Raw genomic sequence first — 19,723 nt, forward strand, 5'->3', positions numbered from 1 at the left:
GGCTTTCCACATGGATGTGGTTCGAGGCTGGGGAGGCCAGTGGCTCTTCGACACTGGACCGGTGCGAGACGTGCCGCCGGAGTCAGCCGAACAGTTCGGAGTGTTCACCGCCGAACAGGCGTACGCCGCGGGCTGGACGCACAACCACCTTGCCCGCGCCGTGAGCCGCGAAGAGCTGCTACGGCTGAGACGAGCAACCTTCGTCGCGAACCCGGCGGAACTGGACGCGCCTGGCTACGCCCGCTTCGTCCACGGGCGCCGGGGCGTTGCCGCTGCCCTGCGGGTCGACGGCGGCACCGTGAGCCACGCGGCTGCGGCCCTGCTGCACGACCTGCCGGTGTTGCGGGTACCCGCCGAGCCGTGCCTCAACCTGCCTGCTGGCTACCTGACGAACAACACCGCGCTGCACCTGCACCGTCACCGGCTGCGGCCGGCTCACCTGCATCCGGGAAGCCGCGTGTCCCTGACTTCCGTCGCACGAACCTGCCTGGACCTGACCCGTGAGCACGGGTTGGACGAAGGTCTGGTCGCGGTCGACGCGGCTTTGCACGCCGGCCTGGTGACCATTGGCGAGTTGGCCGGGATCTACGCCGGCTTCCGGGGGCGGGCCGGACTGCGATCGGGACGGGCAGTCATCGACCTGGCAGACCCGCGCAGCGAGTCTCCGCTGGAGTCGCTCAGCCGGCTGAACATGCGCGGGCTGACGTGGCAACCCCGCACCCAGGTGGAGCTCTACTCCCCGAGCGGGGTGTTCCTCGGGCGGGCGGATTTCTACTGGGACGACGTCGGCCTGGTCGGTGAGGCGGACGGCATGGCCAAGTACACGAACGAGGAACTCCGGCGCGAGAAATGGCGCCAGGACGGAATGCTCGCGGCGGGACTGTTCGTCACGCGGTGGGGATGGGCCACCGCACGCAACGAACAGGCTCTGCGCAGGCAGCTTGAAGCTCAGCTCCACCGAGCGCGCGCGTTACGCACCATCAACCCGCTGACCGCAATCGCCGCCTGACCCTGCCTCTCGACTGCCCCCTCCGCGCCGCCTCCGCGCCGCCTCCCGCCGCCCCCCTGACGCATTTCGCGGCCCGAATACTCAGATTTTGACGAAAATTCGAGTATTCGGGCCGCGAAATGCAGTTGGGGGGCGCGGGGGGTGGGGCGGGGTGGGGGGTGGGGGGTGGATCAGACCTGGGGTCAGGACTTGGCGCGGCGGCCGCGGCTCTTTTCGCGGTCGGTCTGGGACAGGATCACCTTGCGGATGCGTACCCGGGTCGGCGTGACCTCGACGCACTCGTCCTCGCGGCAGAACTCCAACGACTGCTCCAGCGACAGATGACGCGGCGGAACAAGGTGCTGGAAGTCATCACCGGTGGAGGAGCGCATGTTGGTGAGCTTCTTCTCCTTGGTGATGTTGACGTCCATGTCGTCGGCGCGGGAGTTCTCGCCCACGATCATGCCTTCGTAGACCTCCGTCGTCGGCTCCACGAACATGGTGCCGCGCTCCTGCAGGTTGATCATCGCGAACGACGTCGCGGCACCGGCCCGGTCGGCGACCAGGGACCCGGTCGCCCGGGTGCGCAGCTCGCCGAACCACGGTTCGTAACCTTCGAAGACCTGGTGGCCGATTCCGGTACCGCGGGTGTCGGTGAGGAACTCGGTACGGAACCCGATGAGTCCGCGCGAGGGCACCAGGAACTCCATCCGGATCCAGCCGGTGCCGTGGTTGGTCATGGTCTCCATACGGCCCTTGCGGACGGCCAACAGCTGGGTGATCGCGCCGAGATATTCCTCCGGCGCGTCCACGGTCAGCCGCTCGACAGGCTCGTGCACCTTGCCCCGGATCTCCTTGGTGACCACCTGCGGCTTGCCGACGGTCAGCTCGAAGCCTTCGCGGCGCATCTGCTCCACCAGGATCGCCAGCGCGAGTTCGCCTCGGCCCTGGACCTCCCAGGTGTCGGGGCGCTCGGTGGGCAGGACCCGGAGCGAGACGTTGCCGACGAGCTCGCGATCCAGCCGATCCTTGACCAGACGGGCGGTGACCTTCGAGCCCTTCTCGCGCCCGGACAGCGGTGAGGAGTTGGTGCCGATGGTCATCGAGATGGCCGGCTCGTCCACCGTGATCAGCGGCAGCGGGACCGGGTTCTCCAGATCGGCGAGGGTGTCGCCGATCATGATCTCCGGAATGCCGGCGATGGCGATGATGTCGCCCTGGCCGGCGGATTCGGCCGGCTTGCGTTCCAGTGCCTCGGTCATCAGCAGCTCGGTGATCTTGACCTGCTGGATCGTCCCGTCGTGGCGGCACCAGGCCACCTGCTGGCCCTTGCGGATGGTTCCCTGGAAGACGCGGCAGAGCGCGATCCGGCCGAGGAACGGCGAGGCGTCCAGGTTGGTGACGTGCGCCTGCAACGGCGCGCCTTCGCGGTAGGCCGGCGCCGGGATCGTCGACAGGATGGTCGTGAACAACGGCTGCAGGTTTTCCGAGTCGGGCAACGTGCCGTCGGCGGGACGGTTCAGCGAGGCCTTGCCGTCACGGGCACAGGCGTAGACGATCGGGAACTCGATCTGGTGCTCATCGGCGTCCAGGTCGAGGAACAGTTCGTAGGTCTCGTCGACGACCTCGGCGATTCGGGCATCCGGCCGGTCGACCTTGTTGATGACCAGGATGACCGGCATCTTCGCGGCTAACGCCTTGCGGAGCACGAAGCGGGTCTGCGGCAGCGGCCCCTCGGAGGCGTCGACCAGCAGGACGATCCCGTCGACCATCGACAGACCGCGTTCGACCTCGCCGCCGAAGTCGGCGTGGCCGGGGGTGTCGATGATGTTGATGATCATCGGTTCACCGTCCGGGGACGTGTACTTGACCGCGGTGTTCTTGGCCAGGATCGTGATTCCCTTTTCACGTTCGAGGTCGTTGGAGTCCATGGCGCGCTCGTCGATGTGCTCGTGGGCTCCGAAGGCGCCGGACTGCCAGAGCATCGCGTCGACCAGGGTGGTCTTGCCGTGGTCGACGTGGGCGACGATGGCGACGTTGCGGATCGAGGACCGGACGGCATCGTTCGGCAGGGCGTTGCGGTCGGACATGACTCTTCTCTCGTAAAGGGATCCAGCCTCCGGACGGGCCGGCCGGCTGATCGGAATCTATGAATTGCAGGTGGTTCAGGCGACGCGGACGGTCGCCGAGCGCGGGGCCGGATCTCGGTTGCGGGTGCGGCGGGCCGCCACCAGGAAGTATCCGGCTACGCCCAGGTACGTGAGGGCACCGACCCCGGCCAGCACGGTCGGCGTCGGGTCCCAGTTCGGGTAGTCGATGACCTCGGCACTGCTGCCGTCGTAGATCACCTTGTGCGAGCTGCCCGATTCCCACCGGGGATCACCGAGCAGCGACGTCACCGTCAGGCCGTGGTCGGCGCTGATGAACGTGCCGCCGACCAGGCAGATCCCGCGGGCGCAGGACCGGTTGGCGACGTACGTGCCCTGGATGCCGGGCGGCTCGGTACCGACGTGCTGGACGACGGTGAGGATCGCCGAGATCAGGGCCGCCAGCGTCGCGACCGGGAAGATGACCCAGAACAACCAGCCGGCAACCCGACGCACGCCGGGGAACGACATGGCCACCAGGTCGCCGGACGCCTCGGCCTGGTAGGCCGACTGCAACGCCGACCAGCCGGCCGTCGAGTGGGAGGGCCCCGTCGTCTGATCCCCGCCGGCGGCCGGAGCCGTCGTTGCGGCTGGTCCCGACAGCGGAGCCGGATCGGCTTCCGATGCCCGATCCGCCGACGACGGGGCCGGCGCTGCCGAACTCGTGGCAGCACCGTCCTCATCGTTCGGGCGGATCTCGGTCATCAGAAGCACATCATCACATCTGACGGTCGCGGCGTGTGCCGGGTGCACCACCGTCGGCGGATGGACGTGCCGAGCGTGCGCCGCGGCCGCCCCGCTCCGAACGCTGCGGGCGTGAGCCGTAAGCCGGGCGACCCGACTGCGGCCGGCCGTGCCGGTCGCCGCCGGCCGAGCGCGTCGGGGCGGGAGTTGCGCCGCCGAGCTGCTTGGGCAACGCCACGCCGGACGGACTGCGCGCGCCCGTCACGTCACTGACCACGGGAGCCTCCGGGCTGACCCGGTGCTCGGTGGGCTGGACGCCGGCTGCCTTGAGCAGCTGGCGGACGGGACGCTCGTCGGCAGGGGTCGCGATCGTGACTACCCGGCCTGACTCTCCGGCTCGCGCGGTGCGGCCCGAGCGGTGCAGGTAGTCCTTCTCGTCGGCCGGCGGGTCGACGTGCACGACGAGGGTCACGTCGTCGACGTGGATGCCGCGAGCGGCGACGTCGGTGGCCACCAGGGCACTGACGGAACCGTCCTTGAACGCGGCCAGGGCCCGGTTGCGCTGGGACTGTGTCCGGCCACCGTGCAGCGGCGCCGCCGAGACACCGACCTTGCGGAGGTTGTCCGACAGTCGCTCCGCGCCGTACTTGGTGCGGGTGAACAGGATGGTGCGGCCGTCGCGCGCGGCGATGCGGGTGATCAGCGGGAACTTGTCGCCCAGGTCGGTGGTGAAGACGTGGTGCTCCATCGTCGTGACCGCGGCCGTCGGCAGAGCCAGCGCCTTGATCACCGGATCGGTGAGGTATTTGGTCACCAGAGTCGCCACGTCGCCGTCGAGGGTGGCCGAGAACAGCAACCGCTGGCCGCCGGACGGGGTCTGGTCGAGCAGCCGGCGAACGACGGGCAGGAAGCCCAGGTCGGCCATGTGGTCGGCCTCGTCCAGCACGGTGATCTGTACGTCGGACAGGTCGCAGGCGCGGCGGGCGATGAGGTCTTCCAGGCGGCCCGGGGTGGCGACGACGATGTCGACACCCTTGACCAGCGAGGAGATCTGCTTGGCGATGGGGAGTCCACCGGCGACCAGTCGCAACGACAGGTCACGGGTGTTGGCCAACGGGGTCAACGCGTCGACGACCTGCATCGCCAGCTCACGGGTGGGGACGAGGACCAGACCGCGGGGGCGGCGAGGACGGGCGTCGGTACCTTCCAGGCGGGCGATCATCGGCAGGCCGAAGGCGAGGGTCTTGCCCGCGCCGGTTGCGGCGCGGCCCAGGACGTCGCGTCCGGCGACCGCATCGGGAATCGTCGCGATCTGGACGGGGAAGGGCGTTTCGATGCCGGCGCGGCTCAGGGCCGTGGTCAGCTGGGGCGCCAGGCCGAGCTCGGTGAAGGTGGGCGGGTTCTCGGTGTCGACGATCGTGATGGGCAGGTCGTCGAACGGTCCGCGAGCGGCCGTGGGGGTCGAGCGGTTGGCGCGCGGCGGTCGGGCCGTGCGGTTGGCGGCCGGGCGGCCGGATTGCTGGCCACCCCGGTTACGCGCGGAGTGTCCGGCGGAGACGCCGGAGGACGGACGGGAGTTGCGGGCAGGCCGGGAGGCAGCCCGCGATTGAGCAGCGGAAGTCACAAAGATCCTTCGAGACGACGGCACGTCCCGAAGGTCGCCCATGGCTGTGGCGTGCTGTAGTCAGCCGAGTGAGGGGCGCGAAACGAGCCCAGCGCGCTTCTCTTAGCCGAAGCCGCGCCGATGTATGAGGTGAAGTCTACCGGCCCGTAAGCGTTTGCCCGACCACCGGCCGCTCAGGGTCGCGGCGGCAGCTGCGGCGCCCGGCGCGAGGGCCGGGCGGCCAGGTCCGGCCGTGGTGCCGGGGGCCGGCCGGCGAGTTCAGCCAACAGGTGGGCGATCCCCGCCTGCAGTTGGGGATCCGCGCCCGCGACCCAGTCCTGGGGCGGGAATTCGACGACCTGGTCGGGGTCGACGCCGTAGTTCTCCACGCCCCAGCCGAAACGCTCGAACCAGAAGGAAAAACGTGGTTGGGTCACCGACGTGCCGTCCACGAGGGTGTACCGGCCGTCGATGCCGATGACGCCACCCCACGTTCGCCGGCCGATGACCGGTCCCAGCTCCAGAGCCTGGAATGCGGCGTTGACGATGTCGCCGTCCGACCCCGACCACTCGTTGGCCAGTGACAGCAACGGCCCGCGGGGTGCCAGGCCCGGGTAGGCCTCCGCGGCGCGATGGCGGCTGGTGTCCCAGCCGAGCACCTTGCGCGCGAGTTTCTCGATGACCAACTGGGACGTATGGCCGCCGTTGTTGTCGCGGGTATCGACGATCAACGCGTCGCGGGCCATCTCGATGACCAGATCGCGATGGAAGGCCGCCCAGCCGGTGGAGACCATGTCCGGGACGTGCACATAGCCGATCCGGCCGCCGGATTCGGCGTGCACCCGCGCCCTCCGGGAGGCGACCCAGTCGAGGTAGCGCAGCTGGGTCTCCGAGGCCAGCGGTCGCACGACCACCGACCGCCGGGGCCCGTCCACCCCACCGGGCCCGTCCACCGCGGCGGCCAACTCGAGGTGCACGGGTTTGTCGGCAGTGCCCAGCAGCAGCGGCCCGACGCCGGCAGAACCGCGGCGGACCGCGACCCCGTTCACGGCCAGCACGACGTCCCCGACCGCGGCGGAAACACCTGGCGCCTGCAACGGAGAACGGGCATCACGAGCAGAGCTGTCGCCCGCAATGATGCGCTCGATCCGCCAGCGCCCTTCGGCGTCCCGGAACAGGTCCGCGCCGAGGAAGGCGGGCCGCGTCGCGGGGTCCGGTTTCGGCGGCGGCGGGTTTTCGTAAGCGTGCGACGACCCGGTCTCGCCGTTGACCTCCCAGAGCAGGTCCGACAGATCGTCCCGGCTGCCCAGCAGGTCCAGCAGCGGCCGGTACTTGTCGACCTCGCGGTCCCAGTCCACGCCCGCCATGTCGGGGACCCAGAAGTGGTCACGCATCAGCCGGGCGGTCTCGTCGAGCATCTGACGCCATTCCGCGGGCGGGTCGATCTCGATCCGGATGCGGCTGGTGTCCACCTCGATCGTGTCGTCGCCCGATTCGGCCGGGGCGTGATCGGCCGGAACGACCATGATCGACTCCTTGTCCCGGACGACCAGCCGGGTGCCATCGCTGCTGATCGCGATCGAGTCGGCCCGTTCCAGCAGCCGGATCTGCTTGCGCGCGAGGAAGTCCCAGCGCTGGACGGAGGGGCGGATGTCATCGTCGGGGTTGCGCGACTCGCCGAGTTCGCCGGCCACGGGGGTGTCGGTCCAGATGACGCCGCCCCGGGCCGCCTTGAGGTTTCCCAACCGGCCGGCGGCGACCGGGAACGGCACGATCCGATCCGCCAGCCCGTCCAGGTCCACGATGACGCGCTCGGTGCGGTCGGTGCGGTCGGTGGAGTCGGCGGCGTCGGCGGCGTCGGCGGCGGAGTTCGCGGCGGAGTTCTCCTTGTCCGCACCGGGGATTTCCTCGCCAGTCGCTGTCCCGCCGCCGGTGACGGCTTCGCCGAGCAGTTCGGGTTCGAAGGGTGAGGGCGTCGTCGCCGCCAGGGTCACCAGGTACGGCCTGGTCGCCAGCGGGAAGGACAGATCGAAGACGTGCGCGTCGTAGACCGGGTCGAATGTTCGAGCCGAGAGGAAGTACAAGTACTTGCCGTCTGGGCTGAACACCGGGTCGGAGTCGTTGAAGCGCGGCCCGGTGACCTCGTGCACAGCGCCCGAGGACAGTTCCACCAACCTGATCGAGCGAAGGGATTCCTCCGCCTGCACCGAGGAAAACGCCAGCCACGCCGAGTCCGGCGAGAAGGCCAGGCCGGAGGAGTCCCCGTTCGGGTTGGACGCCAGTTCGATGATCTGCTCGCCGGTGTCGGACAACTGGACCAGCAGCACCCGGCCGTCGTGCGTGGCCAGCGCCAGTCGCCGGCCGTCCGGGCTGGCCACCAGTTCCAGGACGCGACCGAGCTGTCCGGTGCCGAAGTGGCGCCGGTGCCCGTCACCGCTGATGATCTCCACCGCGTCGTCACCGCCGACGTCGCTCACGCAGGCGACGGCGGCGGGAGCGTCGGTCGGCGCGGCCAGCACCGCGGGTTCGCGGTGCCGGACACCGTCGGCGTGCGCGATCAGTCGGGCCGGGCCACCGCGGTGCGGCAGCCACACGATGCTGCCGCGAACCTCGATCGCGCTCCCCCGGCCGGTCCGGTCCACGCTGACCTGGCCGACATGGCGCGCGGCTTCGATGGCGCGCCGGGCGCGGCCGGCCCGGCTGCCGGTGAGCCGAACGTCCAGCTGCCGTGGTTGCGAATCGGCACTGAGATCGTCCAGACGCCAGAGCCGGCCACCGTGCTGGTAGACCAACCGCGTTCCGTCGCCGGTGAGCTGGCGGGCATAGAACTGGTCGTGATCGGTGTGCCGCCTGAGGTCGGTCCCGTCGGCGGCCACCGAGTAGACGTTGCCGTGGCCCTCGAAATCGCCGAGGAACGCCAGCCGGTCACCGATCCAGACGGGGGCGGTCTTGGGGCCGACGGTGTCGGGCAGCAACTCCGCGAACTCCCCCGAGCCGGTGGCGTCGAGCCACAGCCGCCCCGCGGTGCCGCCGCGGTATCTCTTCCAGTGGGCCGGGTCGCGCAGGTAGCCGGTACCCACCACCACGGCACCGAAGTCTGCTTCGGCCAGCCCGGTGATCGGCCCGTAGGGCAACCGGGCCGGAGCCGGATGTTCCTCGGCGAGGTCGAACGCCCACCCCCAGCTACGACTGCGGAAGGCGTCGAGGCCGGCCGACATGGCCACCAGCCGGCCGTCGCGGGCGAAGCCGTGCAGGGTCGTGCCGGGGTGTCCGAAGTAGCTCAGCTGTCGAGGCACGCCACCCGACAGCGGCATCGTGAAGACCTCGGGCTCGCCGGCCCGCCGGGACACCCAGGCCAGGGTCTGGGCGTCGGCGGACAGGCGCGGTCGCAGCACCGGCGACGCGTCGGAGGTCAGCCGTGCCGCCACGCCGCCGTCGGCCGGTGCGAGCCAGACGTCGTCGGCGGCCGCGAACACGAGCTGCTCGCCGACGAGGTGAGGAAAGCGGAGGTATCCGGGAAAACCGATCTCAGCCGTCATGAAGCAAAACCTTAATAATTTGCCGGGGTCGGCGCAAAGGGTAAAGCCGCGCTACCCGAGCACGGTGAAAGTGCGCGAGACCAGATCGCCGGCCAGGTCCAGGGCCCACGTGTAGCGGCCTGGCGGCAGCGGCATCGGACCGACATTGACCATGAAGCTCGCATCGATCGGGGTGCCCGGCGTCAGGCCGGGTGGGCGTCCCACTTCGATCGACGCGGTGAATTCGATCAATTGGTCGAGGGCACCGTCGGGCCCGGGCAGGACGATGGGATGGCCATCGGCATCGATGAGTCGCAGCAGCAGCGGAAGCGATTCGTTCGCGCGGTCCCACGCCACCTTGATCAGGCCTACAACCGCCTGCGGCGCCGTCGGAGTGCCGGTCACCGACCACCCGGCGCCGAGCATGCTCACCTTGCCGCCGTTGGACTGGGCCGCGTCGGCCAGAATCAGCTGGATATCGGCGACGGGCTCGAAAGCCGGATCGTCCGGGCGGACAAACGGCTGATCGGAGGGCTGATCGGAGGGCTGGTCGGAGGGCTGGTCGGAGGGCTGAACCATGGCCTCATCCTGCCAGTCCGAGTTGCCTGACGTTGCCGAATCGGCCCTCGTCCGGCGCTCGGTCTGGATATCGTGAACGTCTCCGTCGGGAGCCGTCCCGGCTCGAACACCAAGGACCCCAGAGCCGAGATGCCGAGTTATCTGCGCAGCCGCGGCGGTGAACATTCCGTCACCAACATCGAGCTGTTCTTCGATCTGGTCTACGTCTTCGCTATCACGCAGATGTCACACCAGCTGCTGCACACGCACGGCGTCGAGGGCGTGTGCCAGACCGCGATCATGCTCGCGATGATCTGGCTGCTGTGGGTCTACACGACGTGGGTGACCAACTGGCTCGACCCCGACCGCGATCCCCTGCGGCTGTTGCTGGTCGGGCTGATGCTGGCCAGCCTGGTGTTGTCGGCAAGCCTTCCGGACGCGTTCGGTCACCGCGGACTGGTCGTCGGTCTCACCTACGCGAGCATGCAGATCGTGCGCAGCGCGGTGGCCGTCGCTCTGCTGGCCGCCGCGCCCGAGGACCGCGGACTACGGCTGAACTTCGAGCGAATCCTGTCCTGGTGCGCGCTGTCCGGTGCGCTGGCCGTGGCCGGCGGCGCGGCTCACGGCCACGGACGCGAGCTGCTCTGGCTGCTGGTCATCGTGGTCGACCTGACCGGCGGCGCGGTCGGATTCTGGACCCCGGGCCTCGGCCGCTCCCGAGTGGACGAGTGGACCATCGACGGCGCTCACTTCGCCGAGCGGTGCCAGGCGTTCGTCCTGATCGCACTGGGTGAATCGCTCGTCGTGGTCGGCGCCGCGTTGTCCGGCTTGAGCTCGCCCGACGGGCCCGAGATCGCGGCCTTCGTGGTGGCCTTCCTCGGTGCCGCCGCGTTGTGGTGGGTGTACTTCGACCGCAGCGGACCCGCCGGCGCGTGGGTGATCGCACGATCGGCCGATCCGGGCCGACTCGGCCGGTCGGCCTATCACTTCCTCCACCCGATCATGATCGGCGGAATCATCGTGAGCGCCGCTGCGGACGAGCAGGTGCTCGCCGCGCCCACCGCGCCTGCCCACACCGCGACCGCCTGGCTCGTGCTGGGAGGTACCGCGCTGTTCCTGGCCGGGCACGCGGCGTTCACGACGGTGGTGTGGCGGTCGGTTCCCTGGACGCGGCTGATCGCGATCGTGTGCCTGGCTTTGCTGGCCATCATCGCTACCCGAGTCAGCGGGCTCGCTCTGGCCTCATGCGCACTGGTTGTCCTCATCGCGGTCTGCGCCGGTGACCGGCTGCTGTTGCGCGACCCGTACGGCACGGCACCAGAAACCCCCGGCACCGGACGGGGCGACCACGGCGAGCACGGCGAGCACGCGCGCCTAGCCCGCTGAGCCCGCACTGACCCAGCCGGCGAGCCGGCCGATCAGGCGCAAGCAGCGTCCAGCTCGGCGAGCGCGGCCTCGGCCGAGGCTCGGCTTTGCGCCGCGTACAAGTCGTCGGGATTGGCCACCTCAGTGCCGAGGACCTCGCGCAGCCACCCGATGTCCCGCGGTGAGGCCTGCGCGTGCGTGTCGGAGCTGCCCCCACCGGTCAGGTTCGACTGGAAGATCCCGGCCGCGGACCGGGGCAGGAAGTCCTCGTAGACGATCGGTTCGGCCACCAGCCATCCGGCGGCAACGAGCTCGGGCAAGGACTGCGGACGCGGTCCGGGCGGGATCGCCGCCGGGTTGACGGCGAACCGGAACCAGGCCAGGCCCTGATCGAGGAAACCCTGCTCGTCATGGGGCAATCCGGCGTCGAACAGTTGCGCGGCCACCTCGGTCCGAACCAGGCTGGGATCGGCGCTGAGCCGGGTCGCCACTTCCCGATCGAGCTGATCGAGCCGGTCCCGTCCGGCCTCTGTGAGCGCCAGGCCACGGGCCTCGACCTCGCCGAAGCGCACCCGCAACGAGCCCTGCACCACGGTCCCGTCGGCGTTGCGCAGCAGACGGGATTCGGCCAACGCCCGGAAGGAGGTCTGACGCAGCAGCACCTCCGGCCCGGACCAGGCCGGCGGACCCTGGATCTCGGAGATCATCTCGATCCCCCGGGATGACATTCGCCCGTAGAGTTCGTCGATGTCCAGCACCCGCGGGGTCAGGTGATTGATGTGGGTGGAGCTCACGCCGCCGATATCGGCGGCAACGCTGGAGATCGCCTCCAGACGCCGGTACCAGCGCTCGTCCACCGGATCCTCTGACAACGCGAAACATCCGGTCGCCAGGTCGAGAAACCGCTGCGCCTCGTCCTCGGCGAGTCCGAGGTCGGCGACCGCCCGCTCGGCCAGTCCCAACAACTCGTCGGAGAAGAGCGTCCTGGCGGCCAGGAAACGTTCGAGGTCGTCCTGGGTCCGGGCGTCGAAGAATCGCCGATCGTCGGCCGTCAGCACCGAGGTGAACACCCGGAACGGGTTCACCGCGAGCTCGTCGGGATCGATCGGCCGGAACGCGGTCGACACGACCGGCACCGGGGTCCGGCCGGTGTCACGCAGGTCGTAGAACCCGACCGGATGCATCCCCATGGCCGCGAAGATCCGCCCGACCTGCCGCAGCTCTTCAGCGGTCCCGACCCGGATCGCACCGTGTCGTTCGGCCGTGACCCGCTCCAGCGACCCCAGCCGGAGCTGCGTCGCGGAGTGCCGCGTCCGCTCGGCGTTGATCTCCTGGCACACCTCGACCAGCGTCGCGTAGGCCGGCACCTCCTCGGCGTAGAGCAACGACAGCCGGCGGGCGAATTCGGACCGCAACCTGGTCGGTGACCAACGCTGCGGCTGACCGCCACCGCGTGCTGGGCCCGTCGAAAGGCCCGTCGAAAGGCCCGTCGAAAGGCCCGTCGAAGGACCCGTCGCGAGCCCGGAGACCGGGGATGGATCGACCTCTGGACGGGATGATCGATGCGCAGCCCGCTGGGCATCGTTGAGGGACATGGAACTGCTCCGCTTCGTCGCCGTTGACGCGACCCCCCACCCGCGGGGATCCCGGCGAGGGTAGCGAGTCCAGGTGGCCGTCGCGACGCCGCCCCGGCCCGTCTTCGGCGCGGCGCTCAGGACCGGCGGCACGCGGCCGATGGTTCAAGCGCGCTACTCGACAGGCGGGAGCGGTGACCGATCTGGGTGCGGAGGCGTGAAGGTGGCGGGATTCGAGGTGCCGGACACCGGCGCAGCGACGCCGCCAACCCGGACCGACGCCGACCCGGTGGTGCCGACGAGCGCGGCGACGTCCCTGGGCTACCTCGACGGACTCCTGCGCCACGCCGGTGGCGTCATGTATGTGCGCGACGCCGAGCAGAGTCGTTTCGTGCTGGTCAACCCGGCCTTCGAGGACCTGGTCGGGCTGGCGGCGTCCGAGATCCTGGGAAAGACCGGCCATGACATCTTTCCCGCCGCAATCGCCGACGAGCACCGGGCCAACGACCTCGAGGTGCTCGCCGACGGCCGTGCCCGCACGAGTCGCGAGATCGCGACCCAGGCCGACGGCAGCATCCGCGAGTACATCTCCCACAAGTTCGTGCTCACCGACCCGGCGGGACAGGCCTACGCGATCGGCGGCATCTCCACCGACGTGACCGCGCTCGAGGACGAGCGGCGGGCCCATCAGTCGGCCCGGGACGAAGCCGACGCTCGGTTCGCCGCCGTCTTCGAGCACGCGCCGATCGGACAGATCTTCTCCGATCCCAGCGGCACGATCACCGAGGTCAACGTGGCACTGGCCACCATGCTCGGCTATGGCGTCCAGGAGATGGTCGGCCGTTCGGTCGCCGATTTCGCCAACGCCGATCAGCTCGACGAGATCCGTGCCGCGACCCTGGAGCTACTGGCGGGTACCAGCCTGACGGTCAGCGCGATCCGCCGTTTCCGGCACCGGGACGGGCACTGCGTCCCGGTCCGGGTCACCAGCGCGCTGCTGCGCGACGCGAGCGGTGCGCCGCGTTGGTGGGTATCGCTGGTCGTCGACATCACCGAGGAGGAGTCCGCGCGCACCGAGCTGGACCGGGCACACCGGGCCGCGGTTCGCTCGGCCGAACGGCTGCAGGTGCTGCACGCCATCGCCACCGCCGCCAACGAAGCCACCGACATCGAAAGCGCCGCCGCGCACGTGCTGCAGGCAGTGTGCTCACACTTCCGGTGGGCCGCCGGTGTGCTGCTGCGCTGGCCGGACAACGGCCGTACCGACCATCCCGTCCGGGTCGCCGCCGGCTGGCAGGCCGGCGAGCAGTCCAGCGCGCTACGCCTGGCCGCCGCCGGACAATGGGCCCTGCACCGCGCCGGCGACATTGCGCCGGGCGGCAACTCGCCGGTGCAGATCCTGCCCGCGATCCCCGAGACCGGCGCACCAGAAGGCGTCGCCCTTCCCGTCGAGGGCGCCGGATCGGTTCGCTACGCCTGGGTGCTGTTCCCCGACGATCCGCAGAACAGCCGGTCCAACCCTGACCGGGAGGATCTCGACTGGGATTCCCTCGAAGTTCTCGGCCTGATCAGCATCGAGACCTCACGCCTGGTCGAGCGCCAGGCCGCGCGGATGCGCCTGGTCGACAGCGAAGAACGCTTCCGGTCCATCTTCGCCGGCTCACCCCTGCCGATGGCCCTCAGCATCGGCAGCAGCGGCACGTTCGGCGAGGTCAACGACGCGTTGTGCGAGCTGCTGGGACGGCGGGCCGACGAGCTCATCGGACAGTCGGCAGCACGGTTCACCCACCCCGACGACGTCCCCCTGCTGGACGTCGCCGGGGCCACTGCGCTCGACGCCGTCGACCGGCGGCATCGCTTCGAGATGCGGATGATCCACGCCAACGGCGCCCCGGTCATCACCGACGTGACGCTCACCTGGGTGACCGGGCGCGACGGCAAGCTGTTGCTGCTGGCACAGATGGAGAACATCACCGCCCGGCGCCGCGCCGAGGAATCCCTGCGCCGGCAGGCCGATGAGGACTCCCTCACGGGCCTGGCCAACCGCTCCTACCTCAGCCGAACCCTGCGCAGCCACGCTGGGGACGTGGCGCAGTTCGCCGCACTGTTCATCGATCTCGACGGGTTCAAGTCGATCAACGACAGCCGGGGTCACGAGGTCGGGGACGAGGTCCTGGTCGAGGTCGCGCAGCGGCTGCGTCGGGCCGTGCGTCCCAGCGACATCGTGGCCCGCTTCGGTGGCGACGAGTTCGTGACCCTGTGCCGCGGTCCGATCGAGGAGAGCGAGGCACGCCAGATCGCTCGGCGGGTGGAGGAGTCCCTGGCTGCCCCGATCGATACTCGCGGGGGCGCGGTGCGGGTCACCGCCAGCGTCGGCATCGCCTGCGGCACCATCCCGCTCGAGGACCCCACCGAGCTACTGCAACGGGCCGACGCCGCGATGTATCACGCCAAGCGCCTGGGCAAGGATCGCAGCGAGCTCTACGACAGCCGGTTGCACGCCAACGCCCTCGCCAGCCAGCGCACCGAGGCCGCCCTGCGGCGGGCCATCGAGGAGAACCGATTCGTCCTGCACTACCAGCCGATCGTGTCGTTGCCTCAGCAGGCGATCGTCGGCTTCGAGGCGTTGGTACGGCTGCTCGACGACGACGGCACGTTGATCGCCCCGCAGCACTTCATCCCGGTGGCCGAGGAAAGCGGGCTGATCGTGCCGATGGGAACGTGGGTGCTGCGTCAGGCCTGCTCCGACATCGCCACGCTGCAACGGGTCAGCGGCATGCGGCTCGCGGTCTCCGTCAACGTCTCCGCCGCCCAGGCCGCCCGGCATGACCTCGCCGACACCGTCGCCTCGGCCCTGACCGACTCCGGCCTGGACGAACGGTCGCTGTGCATCGAGCTGACCGAGTCAGCCCTGCTGGAGGCGGACGAATCCACGCTGGCGCAGCTCAACGACCTGCGGGCTCGGGGGATCCAGATCTCGCTGGACGACTTCGGCACGGGATATTCCTCGCTCACGTACCTGCGCACGTTCCCGGTGAGCAACATCAAGGTCGATCGGTCCTTCGTGGCCGGTATCGGCGTGCGCCCCGGTGACCTGGCCATCGTCCGCGCGGTGACCGGACTGGCCCGCGATCTCGGCATCGGCTGCGTCGCCGAAGGGATCGAGACCCCTCGGCAACTGGCCGAGGTGATTGCCTTGGGCGCCCAATACGGGCAGGGCTACCTGTTCTCACGTCCGGTGCCGGTCACCGACCTTCTCGACCTGCTGGTGCCTCCGTTGCGTACCGCGCTGGGCGCCTGACCCGAGGCTCGTGAGCCCGGTCCGACCCGGGTCGAAGGCCGGATGGTCGTCGGGTGCGGGCAGTTCATCGGGGATCGCTACGGTAGCCCGGTGACCGACACGCAGTTCCGGCCCCAGCTCAGTCGGGTCGCCGCCGCGCCGCCACCGCGCACCCTGCTCGATGTCTTCGCCGCCACCGTCGCGGCGCATCCGCACGAAGCGGCCCTGGACGACGGTCGTTCCACGCTCAGCTACGCCGAACTGCTGCTCGCCGCCGAGACCCGGGCCGAACAATTGCGGTTGGCCGGCGTCCGCCGCGGGGACCGGGTCGGTGTACGGCTGCCCTCGGGCACCCATGACCTCTACATCGCCATTCTCGGCATCCTGGCCGCCGGGGCCGCCTACGTGCCGGTCGATGCCGATGACCCCGAGGACCGCGCCCGGCTGGTGTTCGGGGAGGCGGGGGTGGTCACCGTGATCGACGGACGGCCGGAGTCTGCCGTTCTCGAGCCGGTTGCGCCGTCGCGGCCGGAACTCGACGACGACGCCTGGATCATCTTCACCTCCGGCTCCACGGGTACCCCGAAAGGCGTCGCGGTCAGTCATCGCAGTGCCGCGGCCTTCGTCGACGCCGAGGCACGCCTGTTCCGCCAGGACGAGCCCCTCGGTCCCGGTGATCGGGTGCTGGCCGGACTCTCGGTCGCCTTCGACGCCTCCTGCGAGGAGATGTGGCTGGCCTGGCGCAACGGCGCCTGCCTGGTGCCGGCCCCACGCTCCCTCGTGCGCAGCGGGATGGATCTTGGACCCTGGCTGGTCGAGCACGACATCACGGTGGTGTCGACCGTGCCGACGCTGGCCGGCCTGTGGCCGCCGGACTGCCTGGACGGGGTGCGGTTACTGATCTTCGGGGGCGAGGCCTGCCCGCCGGAACTGGCCGAGCGGCTGGTCGACGACGGCCGCGAGGTGTGGAACACCTACGGGCCGACCGAGGCGACGGTGGTGGCCTGCGCCGCACCGCTCAGCGAGGACGGGCCGGTGCGCATCGGCCTTCCCCTGGACGGCTGGGACCTGGCCGTGGTCGACGGCTCGGGTCGCCCGGTCGGTAGCGGGGAGATCGGCGAGCTGATCATCGGCGGTGTCGGGCTGGCCCGCTACCTGGACCCGGTGAAGGACGCCGAGAAATTCGCGCCGTTTCCCTCCCTGGGCTGGGAACGGGCCTACCGCAGCGGAGATCTCGTCCGCTACGACCCGGAGGGGCTGCTGTTCATCGGACGTGCCGACGAGCAGGTGAAGCTCGGTGGCAGGCGCATCGAACTCGGGGAGGTGGACGCGGCCCTGCAGTCGTTGACCGGGGTCGTCGCGGCCGCCGCGGCGGTGAGGACCACCAAGGCCGGCAACCAGATTCTCGTCGGTTACCTGGTGACGTCAGCGAGCGGCGATTTCGATCAGCCGACGGCCCTGGCGCGCTTGCGCGAGGCGCTGCCCGCAGCCCTCGTCCCGATGCTCGCCGTGGTCGAGACGTTGCCGACCCGCATCTCGGGCAAGGTCGACCGTAACGCCCTGCCCTGGCCGCTGGCGGCGGCCGGGACCGATGCGGCCAGCCACGGACTGACCGGGACGATCGGGTGGCTGGCTGACCAGTGGAGCGAGGTCCTGGGCGCCAATGTGCTCGGCGGGGACGACGATTTCTTCGCCCACGGTGGCGGATCCCTGGCCGCCGCCCAGCTCGTGTCCCGGCTGCGCCAGCGCTTCCCGCACGCCACCGTGGCCAACATCTACGACCACCCGCGGCTGGCCGACCTCGCCGACCTGCTGGACTCCGCTGCACCCGCGGCGGCTACGCAGGAACGTCTGGTCCGCCCCATGCCCCGGCGGGCACAGGGCGTCCAGCTCGTCATCACCCTGCTGGTCAACACGCTGGCCGGCCTTCGATGGCTGACCTTCCTGGCCGCCGTCAACAACATCGTGAGCTGGAGCCGATCCTTGAGCTGGGCTCCGACAGTGTCGTGGTGGTGGGTGCTGGCCGGGTTCGTGTTGTTCATCAGCCCGCCGGGCCGGATGGCGATCGCGATCGTCGGAACGAGAATCCTCCTGGTGGGTCTGCGTCCTGGTCGCCATCCCCGCGGCGGATCGGTCCATCTGCGGATCTGGGCCGCCGAGCGACTGGCCGAGGCCGTGGATGCCGCCAACCTCGCGGGTGCGCCCTGGATCGCCTACTACGCAAGGGCTCTCGGCGCCTCCATCGGCCCCGGGGTCACGCTGCACACGCTGCCCCCCATCACCGGGATGCTGACGATCCACCGGGACGCCTCCGTCGAACCCGAGGTCGATCTGGCCGGCTACTGGATCGACGGGGACGAGGTGATCGTCGGGACGATGGAGATCGGGATCGGCGCCACCATCGGTTCCCGAAGCACCCTCGCGCCCGGAGTCCGCATCGGCCACGGCGCCGAGATCGCCTCCGGTTCGTGGGTGTTCGGTCAGGTCGGCGACGACGAACGCTGGGCCGGGTCACCGGCGGCTCACGTCGGCCGGGCGCGGCACCGGTGGCCGGCGCAGGATCCACCGCGAAAGCCGGCGTGGATGCTCGCCTACGGCGCGGCTTCGACGTTGTTCTCCGCGTTGCCGCTGTTGGCCGCCCTTCCGGGCCTGTGGTGGGCCGCGGCGATCCTCGGACATCCGCCCCGCCTGTCCAGTGCTATCGGCTCGCTGATCCTGGCCGTTCCGGCGGTGACGCTGACCTGGCTGCTCTGCTACGCGTCGGCGACCGTGGTGATCGTCCGGCTCCTCGGGCTGGGACTGCGCGAGGGCCATCACCCCGTGCGCAGTCGCATCGGCTGGCAGGCGTGGGCGACCGAGCGCGTGATGGATTCGGCCCGGTCACTGTTGTTCCCGATCTATTCGAGCCTGTTCACGCCCTTGTGGTTGCGTGCGCTCGGCGCGCATATCGGCAAAGGGGTCGAGGCCTCGACCGTGCTGCTGCTGCCGAGCATGACCACCGTCGGCGACGGAGCTTTCCTCGCCGACGACACCATGGTCGCCTCCTACGAACTCGGTGGCGGCTGGGTTCACATCGCCGCGGCCAAGATCGGCAAGCGCGCGTTCCTCGGCAACTCCGGAATGGCGGCTCCCGGGCGGACCGTCCCGAAGAACGCCCTGGTCGCGGTCCTGTCCGCCGCCCCACGCAAGGCGAGCAAGGGATCGTCGTGGCTGGGTAGCCCGCCGGTGCAGTTGCGGCGGGCGGCCAGCGCCGGCGACGCCAGCCGGACCTTTGCCCCGCCCGCACACCTCAAGCTGGCCCGAGCGGCGGTCGAGCTCTGCCGTATCGTGCCGGTGATGGTCACGGTCGCGCTGGGTCTCGCTCTGCTGCTGGCCTATGAGGCCCTGGCCGGCGCTTACGGCTGGTGGGTCGCGGCCTTGCTGTCCGGGATCGGCCTGCTCGCCGCGGGCGCGGTGGCCGGTGCGGTGACGTCCGCGGCGAAATGGCTGCTCGTGGGGCGGACCCGCGCGGTGGAGTATCCGCTGTGGTCGTCCTTCGTCTGGCGAAACGAAGTGGTCGACACCTTCGTGGAGGTGCTGGCCGCACCGTGGTTCGCCCGCGCGGCGACCGGCACCGTCGTACTGAACGTCTGGCTGCGCTCGCTTGGTTCGAGGATCGGCCGGGGTGTCTGGCTGGAGACCTACTGGCTACCGGAGGCCGACCTCATCGAGATCGGTGACGGCGCGACCGTGAACCGGGGCTGCGTGCTGCAGACGCACCTGTTCCATGATCGGATCCTGCGGATGGACACGGTCATGCTCGGAGCCGGCGCGACAATGGGCCCGCACGGCGTGATCCTGCCCGGGGCCTCGATCGGTGCCGGCGGCACGGTGGGTCCGGCGTCGTTGGTGATGCGTGGTGAGGCGGTGCCTGCGTCGACCCGCTGGATCGGCAACCCGATATCGCCGTGGACGGCAGAGCATTCGGGCGACGTCCTGACCTCCGGGCCCGTTGCCTGATGGGTCC

10 protein-coding genes are annotated in these 19,723 nt (G+C 70.1%); 4 read left to right on the plus strand and 6 right to left on the minus strand.

The window, feature by feature from the left end:
• Positions 1–10: 10 nt before the first annotated feature.
• Positions 11–1,009, plus strand: coding sequence for a type IV toxin-antitoxin system AbiEi family antitoxin domain-containing protein (locus tag M6D93_RS15665; RefSeq protein WP_249770531.1), 999 nt, complete (start codon positions 11–13; stop codon positions 1,007–1,009).
• 182 nt (positions 1,010–1,191) lie between these two features.
• On the opposite strand, the gene typA is transcribed toward M6D93_RS15665, so the two are convergent.
• The 5 genes from typA to M6D93_RS15690 all read right to left on the minus strand — a co-directional run bounded on the left by typA (position 1,192) and on the right by M6D93_RS15690 (position 9,519).
• Positions 1,192–3,078, minus strand: coding sequence for a translational GTPase TypA (gene typA / locus M6D93_RS15670; protein WP_249770533.1), 1,887 nt, complete (start codon positions 3,076–3,078; stop codon positions 1,192–1,194).
• Positions 3,079–3,153: 75 nt separating this feature from the next.
• The gene (locus tag M6D93_RS15675) at positions 3,154–3,840 is read right to left on the minus strand and encodes a hypothetical protein (RefSeq protein WP_249770535.1); all 687 of its coding nucleotides are present in this window, start codon (positions 3,838–3,840) and stop codon (positions 3,154–3,156) included.
• A gap of 13 nt (positions 3,841–3,853) precedes the next feature.
• The gene (locus M6D93_RS15680; RefSeq protein WP_249770537.1) at positions 3,854–5,443 is read right to left on the minus strand and encodes a DEAD/DEAH box helicase; all 1,590 of its coding nucleotides are present in this window, start codon (positions 5,441–5,443) and stop codon (positions 3,854–3,856) included.
• Positions 5,444–5,616: 173 nt separating this feature from the next.
• Positions 5,617–8,961 carry a S41 family peptidase gene (locus M6D93_RS15685; RefSeq protein WP_249770539.1) on the minus strand — a complete coding sequence of 1,115 codons (3,345 nt, stop codon included), beginning with the start codon at positions 8,959–8,961 and terminating at the stop codon, positions 5,617–5,619.
• A gap of 51 nt (positions 8,962–9,012) precedes the next feature.
• A complete protein-coding gene (locus tag M6D93_RS15690) occupies positions 9,013–9,519 on the minus strand; it encodes a DUF6941 family protein (protein WP_249770541.1) in 507 nt (168 codons plus the stop codon).
• A 72-nt stretch (positions 9,520–9,591) separates the two neighbouring features.
• Here M6D93_RS15690 and M6D93_RS15695 point away from each other — a divergent pair, with 72 nt between their 5' ends.
• Positions 9,592–10,884: a low temperature requirement protein A gene (locus M6D93_RS15695; RefSeq protein ID WP_249770543.1), complete on the plus strand. Its 1,293-nt coding sequence runs from the start codon at positions 9,592–9,594 to the stop codon at positions 10,882–10,884.
• Between the two features lie 32 nt (positions 10,885–10,916).
• On the opposite strand, the gene hglS is transcribed toward M6D93_RS15695, so the two are convergent.
• Entirely contained in the window at positions 10,917–12,278 is a 1,362-nt protein-coding gene (gene hglS, locus M6D93_RS15700) for a 2-oxoadipate dioxygenase/decarboxylase (RefSeq protein ID WP_249770545.1), read from the minus strand.
• A 376-nt stretch (positions 12,279–12,654) separates the two neighbouring features.
• On the opposite strand from hglS, the gene M6D93_RS15705 reads away from it, so the two are divergent.
• Together M6D93_RS15705 and M6D93_RS15710 are read left to right on the plus strand one after the other, a co-directional pair.
• Complete coding sequence (locus tag M6D93_RS15705) at positions 12,655–15,738, plus strand: sensor domain-containing protein (RefSeq protein ID WP_249770547.1); 3,084 nt, start codon at positions 12,655–12,657, stop codon at positions 15,736–15,738.
• Positions 15,739–15,828: 90 nt separating this feature from the next.
• A complete protein-coding gene (locus M6D93_RS15710) occupies positions 15,829–19,716 on the plus strand; it encodes a Pls/PosA family non-ribosomal peptide synthetase (protein WP_249770549.1) in 3,888 nt (1,295 codons plus the stop codon).
• Positions 19,717–19,723: the final 7 nt, after the last annotated feature.

The sequence above is a fragment of the Jatrophihabitans telluris genome, assembly GCF_023516435.1.
Taxonomy (GTDB): Bacteria; Actinomycetota; Actinomycetes; order Mycobacteriales; family Jatrophihabitantaceae; genus Jatrophihabitans_A; species Jatrophihabitans_A telluris.

Coding starts and splice junctions, on each gene's coding strand:
- M6D93_RS15665 (WP_249770531.1), top strand. CDS start 11: ATGGATGTGGTTCGAGGCTGGGGAGGCCAGTGGCTCTTCGACACTGGA.
- typA (WP_249770533.1), bottom strand. CDS start 3,078: ATGTCCGACCGCAACGCCCTGCCGAACGATGCCGTCCGGTCCTCGATC.
- M6D93_RS15675 (WP_249770535.1), bottom strand. CDS start 3,840: ATGACCGAGATCCGCCCGAACGATGAGGACGGTGCTGCCACGAGTTCG.
- M6D93_RS15685 (WP_249770539.1), bottom strand. CDS start 8,961: ATGACGGCTGAGATCGGTTTTCCCGGATACCTCCGCTTTCCTCACCTC.
- M6D93_RS15690 (WP_249770541.1), bottom strand. CDS start 9,519: ATGGTTCAGCCCTCCGACCAGCCCTCCGACCAGCCCTCCGATCAGCCC.